The 2,173-nt window shown below is 43.8% G+C and carries 3 protein-coding genes; 2 read left to right on the forward strand and 1 reads right to left on the reverse strand.

Annotation, left to right across the window (positions count from 1 at the left end; translation table 11 throughout):
- Positions 1 to 259: 259 nt before the first annotated feature.
- Complete coding sequence (locus F6K20_RS35310) at positions 260 to 610, reverse strand: DUF4351 domain-containing protein (RefSeq protein WP_287297926.1); 351 nt, start codon at positions 608 to 610, stop codon at positions 260 to 262.
- Between the two features lie 233 nt (positions 611 to 843).
- Here F6K20_RS35310 and F6K20_RS35315 point away from each other — a divergent pair, with 233 nt between their 5' ends.
- A complete protein-coding gene (locus tag F6K20_RS35315) occupies positions 844 to 999 on the forward strand; it encodes a hypothetical protein (protein ID WP_154659933.1) in 156 nt (51 codons plus the stop codon).
- Between the two features lie 4 nt (positions 1,000 to 1,003).
- Positions 1,004 to 2,173: tetratricopeptide repeat protein (locus tag F6K20_RS35320; RefSeq protein WP_287297928.1), on the forward strand; the 1,170-nt coding region annotated here is incomplete at its 3' end.

The following is a 2,173-nucleotide window of genomic DNA, read 5'->3' on the forward strand; positions in this document are numbered from 1 at the left end:
GGATTAGGAAATGCGATCGCTTTTTTTTAGGGCGTTGCTTAATAATGGAATGATTTTAAGAGTTTTCTGGAATGGACATGTTGGTGGAATGGGCATCTTGCGTGGAACTGGCATCTTGGTAGAACTGGCATCTTGCCAGTTTCATGCTTATTTTCGAGCGGGCAGGATGCCCACATATTTTCGAGCGGGCAGGATGCCCACTCTACTCCTATTCATTCGAAGATTCAGCAACGCCGAATTTTTTCTTATTCCCTATTCCCTAGTGATCCAACCAAACCGCTAAATCCGTTGCTGTCTCAAAATCCAACAACGCTTCACTCAATTCCTCCAATCGAGTAATGGATAATCCCTCAATCTGCTGTTGGAGCCCAGGCTCAAGTAAACCTAACCTCAGGGTTAGCTGACGCATCACAATTAATACCGCTTCCTGCTGCTTTCCTCGGTCGAGTCCCTGCTGGAGTCCCTGCTGGAGTCCCTGCTGGATTCCCTGCTGGATTCCCTTCTGGACTCCCTTTTGGATAATATCTTGATAGGTGACTGATTCTTCCATAACTTCCTCCCTCAACAATCGACGCACTAAATTTTTGTCAAACCGTAAACCAGCCAGCACATCCACACAGGCTGCTAAGTTTCCTCGTAATGGTTTTTCTTCAATGTCTTGATGCAGTCGCTCATGGGGGAAACCCCATGAGCGACTGCATCAAGACAGTGTAGTGAATCTGAGCTAAAAAATTGATCGCACCTGGATCTTGTTTATTTATTCAAGTTATGATACCGGAGTATTTCTGATTGACAGAATACCTTTAGATAAGATCTAAATCAGAAGGGTGCATCTCATTAAAGGTGTTTGACCTGGTGCCTGGAACAGGCATCTTGGTGGAACAGGCATCTTGCCTGTTTCCAGATCCACTGCTCCCTGTTCCCAGATCCGCTGTTCCCTACTCCCTATTCCCTACTCCCTACTCCCTACTCCCTACTCCCTATTCCCTTTGCTATTAGCTGAATGAGCATCCTAGAGTTAGAGTCTACTCTCAATCGTTATGAAGCTGCCCTGACCGCCCTTGAAAAAACTGACAATAATCCATCTCCTGAAGCCATTCTTCGTGTCCTGATTGCTCGCAATATTGTTCAGGAAAAATTTGCTGATATTGCCCACATTTCTAAAGATAAACTGATTAAACTGATTGAGTTAGATAGCAGATTGAAAAAGCAGGCTGGTTTGATTACTCAGACTGTGCAATTAACTAATTGGCGGACTAGCTTTCATCCCCCACAAGACTACTGGTGGTGGTTTCTACAAGCACCTACTCATCGCTTAGACCGTTTCGACTGGCTGTGGAATGCACTGACAGTTACTTCTTTAACGGCATCGGTGAGTCTAGTGGTAGATATTTCCTCCCGTTTTTTAAGTACTAGTCCGGGTTTTATAGGTTCTTTTGCGGTGATTTCCCAGAGTGCATTGACCTTGTTGACAGCTGGGGGGGTTTTAACCAAAGCTGGTCGTACAGGTGTTGAAGAAATTCTATCGGGATTAGGGATTAAAAAATATCTTTGGCAAGAAGTAAAATTGGGACTATCGGTGGTACTTTTAGTTTCGTTAATTGGCTTTCGAGGATCTTTGCCCTTGATTTCGGACTGCTTTAATAAATGGGGTTTCGACAAATATGATAATAAAGGAGACTGGTCAAGTGCTCAGTCTAATTATGAACGAGCATTGAGTCTCAATCCAGATAATGCCGAAGCGCACTACAATTTGGGTCGTCTTTATGAAGATTTACAGGAGTTGGATAAGGCGCGAACTCAGTATAGGTTAGCGGTAGAGGGGGGTTTAGATGCTGCTTATAATGAATTGGTGCGGTTGTATATTCAAGATAAAAACTATTCCCAAGCGGTATCTTTACTTTTGAAGGGGTTAGATACTGTGCCAGAAGCAGAAACGGGAACTCAATATGCATTATTGAAAAACTTAGGCTGGGCTAGGTTGAAGCAAGAACGCTATGCCGAAGCCGAAACCTACCTCAGAGATGCTATTGAACTAGACAAAACCTTTACGCGAACTCCGGCAGCGGCTCACTGTTTATTAGCGCAAGTCATTGAAAACAAACCAGAAAAAGATCCAGACAATGCCTTGGCAGAATGGAAAATTTGTTTACGCTATACTGATATCCGTAAC

Origin of the sequence: Moorena sp. SIO2C4, from assembly GCF_010672485.1 — a bacterium.
In the GTDB taxonomy this organism is placed as follows: Bacteria; Cyanobacteriota; Cyanobacteriia; order Cyanobacteriales; family Coleofasciculaceae; genus Moorena; species Moorena producens.